This window comes from Citrobacter sp. Cpo091 (assembly GCF_030332645.1).
GTDB classification, from domain to species: Bacteria; Pseudomonadota; Gammaproteobacteria; order Enterobacterales; family Enterobacteriaceae; genus Citrobacter; species Citrobacter portucalensis.
This window is the reverse complement of the sequence record NZ_JAOWHL010000003.1, coordinates 1-379: the sequence shown is the minus strand read 5'-3', so window position 1 is coordinate 379 and position 379 is coordinate 1. Positions and strand designations below refer to the sequence as shown.

The following is a 379-nucleotide window of genomic DNA, read 5'->3' as shown; positions in this document are numbered from 1 at the left end:
GCAGGCACCCTGGCCGCGGACAGCACCGATGCCGTTAACGGCTCCCAGTTGTTTGATACAAATGAGAAAGTGGATCAGAATACTGCTGATATCACCACCAATACCGACAGCATCAACCAAAACACTGCCGATATTACCGCCAATACCGACAGCATTAACCAGAACACAACCGATATCGCCGCTAATACGACCAGCATCAATCAGAACACCACTGATATCGCCACCAACACTACCAATATCAATAACCTGAGCGACGCTGTTACCACGCTCACCGATGATGCCCTGCTGTGGGATGCTGACTCTGGTGCATTCAGTGCTAAGCACAACGGAAGTGCCAGCAAGATCACCAATCTGGCGGCAGGCACCCTGGCCGCGGACA

Annotated in this window: 1 protein-coding gene; it reads left to right on the top strand. The window is 52.5% G+C overall.

The window, feature by feature from the left end:
• On the top strand, nt 1-379 hold a 379-nt coding region (locus OGY04_RS00010; RefSeq protein ID WP_286584502.1), incomplete at both ends, for a hypothetical protein.